The sequence below is a fragment of the Streptomyces endocoffeicus genome (genome assembly GCF_016741935.1).
Lineage (GTDB): Bacteria > Actinomycetota > Actinomycetes > Streptomycetales > Streptomycetaceae > Streptomyces > Streptomyces endocoffeicus.
Map to the genome: position 1 here is coordinate 1 of NZ_JAERRG010000084.1, position 8912 is coordinate 8912.

General features: G+C 71.5%; 1 protein-coding gene. It reads right to left on the reverse strand.

Annotation, left to right across the window (positions count from 1 at the left end; translation table 11 throughout):
* Positions 1-8912: type I polyketide synthase (locus tag JK364_RS53550; protein ID WP_201858740.1), on the reverse strand; the 8912-nt coding region annotated here is incomplete at both ends.

Consider the following 8912-nt stretch of genomic DNA (forward strand, 5'->3'; position numbering starts at 1 on the left):
GCGCGTCGAAGCCGGCGGCGTCGTCGAGGAAGCCGCCGTGCACGGTGTAGGTCTTGCCGGCGGTGTCGGGGTCCGGGTCGAACAGGGTGTCGATGTCCCAGCCGCGGTCGGTGGGGAAGTCGGTGATGGCGTCGGTGCCGGACTCGACCAGGCGCCACAGGTCTTCCGGTGACGACACTTTGCCGGGCAGGCGGCAGGCCATGCCGACGATCGCCAGCGGCTCGTCCGAAGCCGTGGCCGTCCGTACGGTGGCGTGCCTCTGCGGCGCCACTCCCAGGAGCAGTTCGCCGAGCCGCCCAGCCAGCACCGTCGGTGTCGGATAGTCGAACACCAACGTGGCAGGCAACCGCAGACCCGTAGCCTTGGCCAGACTGTTCCGCAACTCAACCGCGGTCAGCGAGTCCAGACCCAGATCCTTGAACGCGGCCGCCACAGGAATGGCATCGGCATCCACATGACCCAGCACAGCTGCCGCACGGCCACGGACCAGTTTCAGGAGCGCCTCGGGTGTCAAGTCGGCCAGGACGCCCGTACCGCCGGACACCGTGCGGGCCAGCCGCCGGCCAGGCCGGACCAGGCCGCGCAGCAGGACGGGAGCGCTGCGGCCCTCGGCGACCGCTTCGGCGCGGAGGGCGGGCAGGTCGAGCCGGACCGGCACCACCAGCGCCTCGCCGGTGGCCATGGCCGCGTCGAAGAGCGCCATGCCCTCGGCCGGGGTGAACGACAGCACGCCGCCGCGGCGCCGCATCCGGTTCCTGGTGACGTCCTGGAGGCCGGCGGCCATGCCGCCACCGTCGGCTTCCTGGTCCCACAGGCCCCACGCCAGGGACAGGCCGGGCAGCCCTTCGGCGTGCCGCCTGGCCATCAGGCCGTCGAGATAGGCGTTCGCGGCCGCGTAACCGCCGGAGCCCGCCCCCAGGAACACCGCGGAGATGGAGGAGTAGGTGACGAACGCCGCCAGGTCGGGGATCAACTCGCGGGTCAGTTCGTCCAGATGCCGGGCCGCGGTCGCCTTCGGCCCGAACACGTAAGCCAGCCGGTCGGGAGTCAGTGTGCCGATCACGCCGTCGTCGGACACGCCGGCCGCATGCACGACCGCGGTTGGGTGGTGCTCGGTCAACAGCCGGGCAACCGCGTCCCGGTCGGTCAGATCGCACGCGACCAGCGCGGCCTCGGCGCCGTGCGCGGCCAGTTCGGCCGCCAACTCGTACGCGCCGGGTGCGTCGGGGCCGCGGCGGCTCACCAGTACCAGGCGCCGCAGGCCGTACCGGCCGACCAGATGCCGGGCCAGCAGCCCGCCCAACGAACCGGTCCCGCCGGTGATGAGAACCGTCTGCGACTCGTCGAACAGGGCGGGCGCATCCGTTGCCGCGGCTGCCCGGACCATCCGGGGGACCAGCGCATCAGCACCCCGGATCGCCAGCTGAGGCTCACCATCGGCGAGCAGCGGCTCCACCGGCCGTCCGCCGTCGAGGTCCAGCAGCGCGATCCGGTCCGGGTTTTCCGCCTGCGCGGCACGCACCAGACCCCACACCGCCGACCCCGCCGGATCGCCGACGGCGCCGACAGCACCCCGGGTCACCACCACGAGCCGCGACTCGTCCCAGCCCGGCAGGGTCAGCCATGCCTGGACGACCTCCAGTACCCGGCAGGTCAGCTCCAGCGCGTCCCCGGTGCCGGCCGCCTCCAATATCACCGCGTCGACGACGGCCCGCCCATCGAGGGCGGCCACGTCGGCGCCGGTCTCCACCGGCACCCACGACGTCGCCGCAGTCGGAGCCTTGGACAGCGGCGTCCACTCCAGGCGGAACAGCGCGTCGTCGCTGCTCTCGGCCGTGGTCAGCTGGTCGGCGGACACCGCGCACAAGGACAGCGAGTCCACCGTCAGCACCGGGGCACCGGTCTCGTCGGCCGCCTGCAGCGACATCGAGTCGGCGTCGACCGGCGCCAGCCGCACCCGCAGGACGGTCGCTCCCGCCGTGTGCAGGCGAAGCCCCGTCCATCGCGACGGTTGCGACCACCAGCGCCGGCCGTCCGGGCTCGTCTCGGCCACCTCGTCGCGCAGCTCCGGATGCCAGGCCGCGTCCAGCAGGGCCGGATGCAGACCGAACCTCGCCGCCGTGTCGGTCTGCTCCGGCTCCAACGCGACCTCGGCGAACAGCTCTTCGCCACGACGCCAGATCGCGCGTACGCCCTGGAACGCCGGGCCGTAGCCGTACCCGGCTCGTTCCAGCAGGTCGTAGCCGTCGGTCACGTCGACCGGTTGTGCGTTCGCCGGTGGCCAGGCCGAGAGGTCGACGTCGGCAGCGATGTCGTCGCCGGGCGCCAGAGTGCCCGTCGCGTGCCGGGTCCATGCTTCCTGACCGGTGTCCTCGGGGGCCGAGAAGATGTCCAGGCCGCGTTGGCCGTTCGCGCCGGCCGCGCCGACGATGACCTGGACGCGTACGCCGCCACGCTCGGGCACCAGCAGCGGCGCGTCGACGGTCAGCTCCTCGACGACACCGCAGCCGACCTCGTCCCCGGCCCGGACCGCCAGCTCGACCAGGACGGACGTCGGCACCGTCGGAACACCCCCGAGCGTGTGTTCCGCCAGCCACGGATGGCTCCGCGGCGACAGCCGCGACGTCATCGCCACGCCACCCGACTGCGGCACAGCGACGATCGCGCCGAGGAGCGGATGGTCGGCTCCGGCCAGGCCGAGGGCCGCCGCGTCGGTGGCCACCCTGTTCTCCAGCCAGTAGCGCTGGTGGTCGAAGGCGTACGTCGGCAGGTCCACCCAGCCGCGCACGGCGTCCGCGGGCAGCAGGACCGGCCAGTTGACCGGCACACCGCCGACGAACAGCTCGGCCATCGACGTCAGCAGACGCGGCAGGCCGCCGTCCTGGCGACGCAGCGTTCCCGTCACCACGGCATCGGTCCGGTCCAGGGTCTCGGTGACCGGTTGGACCAGCACCGGATGTGCGCTGGCCTCCACGAACACGGTGTACCCGGCCTCCGCCAGCGACGCCACCGCCGGGCCGAACCGCACCGGCTGCCGCAGGTTCCGGTACCAATAGCCGCCGTCGAGAGCACCGGCGTCGGTCACCCAGTCACCGGTCACCGTCGACAGGAACCCGACCCGCGGCTGCCGGCTCCGCACATCGGCGAGCGCCTCGGCCATGGACTGCTCGAGTTCCTCCACATGCGGGGTGTGCGAGGCGTAGTCCACCGCCACCCGCCGTACCCGGACGCCCTCGCCCTCCAGCATCGCGAGCGTCTCATCCAGGGCCTCGGCGTCGCCGGCGATCACCACCGAGGCCGGGCTGTTCACCGCCGCCAGTTCGGTCCGGCCGAGCTTCGCCGCCGCTTCGTCCGGCGCGAGCGCGACCGACGCCATGCCGCCCCGCCCGGCCAGCCGGGCGGCGATCAGCCGGCTGCGCACGGCGACGATCTTCGCTGCGTCCGTCAGCGACAGAGCTCCGGCGACGTACGCGGCGGCGATCTCCCCCTGCGAATGCCCCAGCACCGCGTCCGGCCTGACACCGGCCGACTCCCAGACGGCGGCCAGACCCACCATGACCGCGAAGCTGGCCGGCTGCACGACGTCGACGCGCCCCAGCACGTCGGCGGAAGCGTTACCCCGCAACACCTCGTCCAGCGACCAGTCGACCCACGGGCGCAACGCCTCGGCGCACTCGGCGATTCGGGCGGCGAACACCGGGGAGGTGTCCAGCAACTCGGCGCCCATGCCTGCCCATTGCGAACCCTGGCCGGGGAACACCAGCACCACCCCACGGGCGGGGCCGGCCGTGTCGGTCACCAGGGCAGGATGCGAATCGCCCGAGGCCAGCGCACGCAGACCGGCCGCCGCCTGCTCACGCGAACCCGCCACCACCACCGCACGTCGCGAGAATACGGTTCGCCGGGTCAGCAACGCGTCCGCCAGACTCGTGAGAGCGGGCGCGTCCGGAGAGCCGACGAGCGCCGCGAGCCGGTCGGCCTGGTCGCTGAGCGAGCCCGAACTCCGCGCGGACACCACCAGCGGGACCACCACGTCGGTTGTGTCCAGCGGCTCGACCGGGCCCGCGGCGGGCGCCTGCTCGAGGATCACGTGCGCGTTGGTGCCACTCACGCCGAATGACGAGACGCCTGCTCGTCGGGGCCTGTTGGTTTCCGGCCAGGGCTGGTTTTCGGTCGCCAGTTCCACTGCGCCGGCCGTCCAGTCCACGTGCCGCGACGGCTGATCCACGTGCAAGGTGGCCGGGACGGTGTCGTGTCGCAGCGCCATGACCATCTTGATGACACCGGAGACACCCGCGGCGGCCTGGGTGTGGCCGAGGTTCGATTTGAGCGAGCCGAGCAGGATCGGCCGGTCGCGGTCCTGGCCATAGGTGGCGATGACGGCCTGGGCCTCGATCGGGTCGCCCAGCGTCGTACCCGTGCCGTGTGCTTCCACCACGTCCACGTCGGCGCTGGTCAGCCCGGCGCCGGCCAGTGCGGACTGGATCACCCGCTGCTGAGAGGGGCCGTTGGGGGCGGTCAGGCCGTTGGACGCACCGTCCTGGTTGACCGCGGAGCTGCGCACCAAAGCAAGGATGTTGTGGCCCTTGGCCTGGGCGTCGGACAGCCGCTCGACCAAGAGCACGCCGACACCCTCGGAGAAGCCGGTGCCGTCCGCGGCGTCGGCGAACGCCTTGCTGCGCCCGTCGGCGGCCAGGCCGCGCTGGCGGGAGAACTCGACGAACGTGCGTGGGGAAGGCATCACCGTCACGCCGCCGACGAGGGCGAGGGAGCACTCGCCCTGCCGCAGCGCGTAGGCCGCCTGGTGCAAGGCGACCAGCGACGACGAACAAGCGGTGTCGACCGTCATGGCGGGGCCTTCGAGGCCGAAGAAGTACGACACGCGGCCGGACAGCACGCTGCCCGCGCCCGCGGTGACCCCAAATCCGGCGAGGTCGGCACCGATGCCGTAACCGTCGGGGTAGGCGCCCATGAAGACCCCGGTGTCGCTACCCCGAATTGAGTCCGGCTGGATACCGGCGCGCTCGAACGCCTCCCAAGAAGATTCCAGCACGAGGCGCTGCTGCGGGTCCATGGCGAGGGCTTCGCGGGGGCTGATCCCGAAGAACGGCGCGTCGAAGCCGGCGACGTCGTCGAGGAAGCCGCCGTGCACGGTGTAGGTCTTGCCGGCGGTGTCGGGGTCCGGGTCGAAGAGGGTGCCGGTGTCCCAGCCGCGGTCGGTGGGGAAGTCGGTGATGGCGTCGGTGCCGGACTCGACCAGGCGCCACAGGTCCTCCGGTGACGACACTCCGCCGGGCAGGCGGCAGGCCATGCCGACGATCGCCAGCGGCTCGTCCGAAGCCGTGGCCGTGCGCACCGCGGCGGCCGCCTTGGGTGTCGCCTCGCCCGCGAGTAGTTCGCCGAGCCGTCCGGCCAGCGCGGCCGGTGTCGGGTAGTCGAACACCATGGTGGCGGGTAGTCGCAGGCCGGTGGCCTTGGCCAGGCTGTTGCGCAGTTCGACCGCGGTCAGTGAGTCGAGGCCGAGTTCCTGGAAGGCGGTTGCTGCGGGAATGGTGTCGGCGTTGGCGTGGCCCAGGACCATGGCGGCGCTGTCACGCACCACCTTCAGGAGTGCTTCCGGTGTCAGATCGGCCGGGTGTCCATGAGCGGCAGACGCTCGGCGGCCGACCCGGCGGTGCAGTGACCGCAGGATCGCGGGGACGTCCCCGTCCTGGATCGGGCTGATCGACGCGGCGAGCAGGACCGCCTCGCTCTGCCGGGTGGCGGCATCGAGCATCCGCATCCCGCGCTCGGCGGTGATGGCGCGCTGGCCGCTGCGGCGGATCCGGTCGTGGTCGGCGTCCGTGAGATCGGCGGTCAGGCCGCTCGCGTCCTCCCACAGTCCCCAGGCCAGGGACAAACCAGGCAAACCCTCAAGGCGACGGTGTACGGCCAGAGCGTCCAGGAACGCGTTGGCCGCGGCGTAGTTACCTTGTCCGGCGGCGCCCAGGACGCCGGCTGCGGACGAGTACACGATGAATGCGGCCAAGTCCCTGTCGCGGGTGAGCTCGTGGAGGTGCCAGGCGCCGTCGGCCTTGGGGGTCAGGACGGTGTCGAGGCGTTGCGGGGTCAGTGATTCCACCACACCGTCGTCCAGCACGCCGGCGGTATGGATCACCGCGGTCAGGTCGACGCCGTCGAGGATTTCGGCCAGCGCGGCGCGGTCGGCGACATCACAGGCCGCGACATCGACGTGGGCGCCCAACGCGGTCAGCTCGTCGATCAGGGATGCGGAGGGGGTGCTGCGTGACAGCAGCAGGAGGCGCCGCGCCCGGTTCTCGGTCACGAGGTGCCAGGCGACGATGCCGGCGAGGACGCCGGAGCCGCCGGTGATCAGCACGGTGCCGTCGGGGTCGATCGGCTGGGGGATGGTGAGTACGAGCTTGCCGATGTGGCGGGCCCGGCTCATCCAGCTGAACGCCTCACGAGCCTGCCGGATGTCGAAGGCCTGCACCGGCATGGGGTGCAGGACACCCTGCTCGAACAGGGCGAGCAACTCGGTCATGATCTCGCGGAGCCGGTCGTGGCCGGCATCCATCAGATCGAAGGCATGGTAGGCGGCATCCGGGATCTGCGCGGCGTCGCGGATGTCGGTCTTGCCCATCTCGATGAACCGGCCGCCGTCGACCAGCAGGTCGAGGGAGGCGTCGACGAAGTCGCCGCGCAACGAGTTCAGGACGACGTCGACACCGCGGCCGTCGGTGCTGTCGCGGAATGCCTCGCGGAAGTCGGTGGTGCGGGAGTCGGCGATCCGGTCGTCGGTCAGACCGGCGTCGCGCAGCACGTGCTGCTTGCCGACGCTCGCGGTGCCGTAGATCTCGGCGCCGAGGTGCCGGGCGATTTGGGTCGCCGCGATGCCGACACCACCGGTGGCCGCGTGGATCAGCACCGATTCGCCCGCTCGCAGCCCGGCCAGGTCGAGCAATCCGTAGTAGGCGGTGGCGAACACGATCGGGACGGATGCCGCTGTGGTGAACGACCAGCCGTCGGGGATCACGGCCAGGGTGCGATGGTCGCTGATGGCGACGGAACCGAATCCGCCCTCGAGGATGCCGAACACCCGGTCGCCCGGACGGAAGTCATCCACGTCCGTGCCGACATCGAGGACCACGCCCGCTGCTTCGCCGCCGGCCAGGCGGGTGTCGGTGACCATGCCGAGGGCGACCACGACGTCGCGAAAGTTCATGCCGGCGGCGCGTACGCCGATGCGTACCTCACCGGCTTGCAGGGGACGCTCGGCGGCATCGGTGGGTAGCAGGGCCAGGTCTTCCAGCGAGCCGCTACGGGGTTGTTCCAGCAGCCATGCGCGATCCGCGGGGACCGACAGCGACGTGTCCTCGCGGGTCAGGCGGGGCACCTCGTAACGGCCGCCGGTGATACGCAGCCGGGGTTCGTCCAGCCCGGCGGTCGCTGCGAGCTGCTCCTGAGTGAGGGTCTCGTTGTCGCTTTCCACGAGTATGAACCGGCCGGGGTGTTCCGACTGGGCGGAGCGCACCAGACCGGATACCGCGGCGGAGGCCGGATCGGTGCCGGTCCGCACGATCAGGGTGCGGTCATCGTCGGCGAGCCATTCCTGGATGGTGTGCAGGACCCGGGTGGTCAGCGTGCGGGTCTGGGCCGGCACGTCCTCGACGGTGTCAGGCAGTGCGGTGAACACGACCACGTCGGTGGGATCGCCGGGCTCGGGAGCCGGGATCTCGGTCCACGTCAGGGCGAGTAGGTCGTCTGTTGTCTCGGCGGCCATGGGCCGGGTCACGAGCGAGCCGATGGTGGCTACGCTCCGGCCGGTGTCGTCGGTGGCGCGGATGTTCCAGCCGTCTGCCGCCGGGGTCACCGCGACCCGCAGCGTCGCCGCGCCGGTACCGTGGAACTGCACCCGAGTCCAGGAGAACGGCAGGTGCAGGTCGCCGGTGTTGTGCAGGGCGATGGTGTGCAGGGCGGCATCGAGCAAGGCGGGATGCATGGTGAAACGGGCCGTTTCCTGGGCCTGTTCCTCGGCGAGAGTGACCTCGGCGTAGACGGTGTCGCCCGCACGCCATGCGGCCTGCAAACCCTGGAACGCGGGCCCGTACTCGTAGCCCGCGGTGGCCAGGTTGTCGTAGAGGCCGGTGACGTTGACCGGTTCGGCGTGGGCGGGCGGCCAGGCGACGGTTTCCGGCAGTGACGCGCCGGGGGCGATGGTGGCGGTGACGTGCTGGACCCAATCATCGGACTCGTCCGTCTGGGAGTACACGGTCACCGGGCGACACCCGGCCTCGTCGGCTTCCCCGACGGTGACCGAGAGCTGGATGCCGTCGGTCTGCGGCAGCGGCAGTGGCTTTTCGATTACCAGCTCGTCGATGACCTGGCAGTTCACCTCGGTTGCGGCGCGGGTTACCAGTTCCACGAATGCGGTGCCGGGTAGCAGGACGGTGCCGCGGACTGTGTGGTCGGCCAGCCAGGGGTGGGTGGCCAGGGAGATTCGGCCGGTCAGTGCGACCCCGTCGGTGCCGGGCAGTGCTACGACGGTTTCCAGCAGGGGGTGGCCCTGGCCGGTGGGGCGGCCGTTGCTGATGGCCCAGTAGCGCTGGCGTTGGAAGGGGTAGGTCGGCAGGTCCAGCACCGATGTCGTGGTGGTGTCGAGGACGGTGGGCCAGTCGATGGTGGCGCCGTGGACGTGGGCTTCGGCGAAGGCGGTGAGGAGCCGGTGGGTGGTGTCTTCGTCGCGGCGCAGGGTGGCGATGGTGGCAGCGTCGTCCATCGTCTGGAGCAGGACGGGGCTGGCGCTGATTTCGATGAACAGGTTGTTGCTCTGGGTTTGCAGCAGGTCGATGGCGGGGCCGAAGCGGACGGGTTCGCGTAGGTTGCGGTACCAGTAGGCGGGGTCGAGGGGG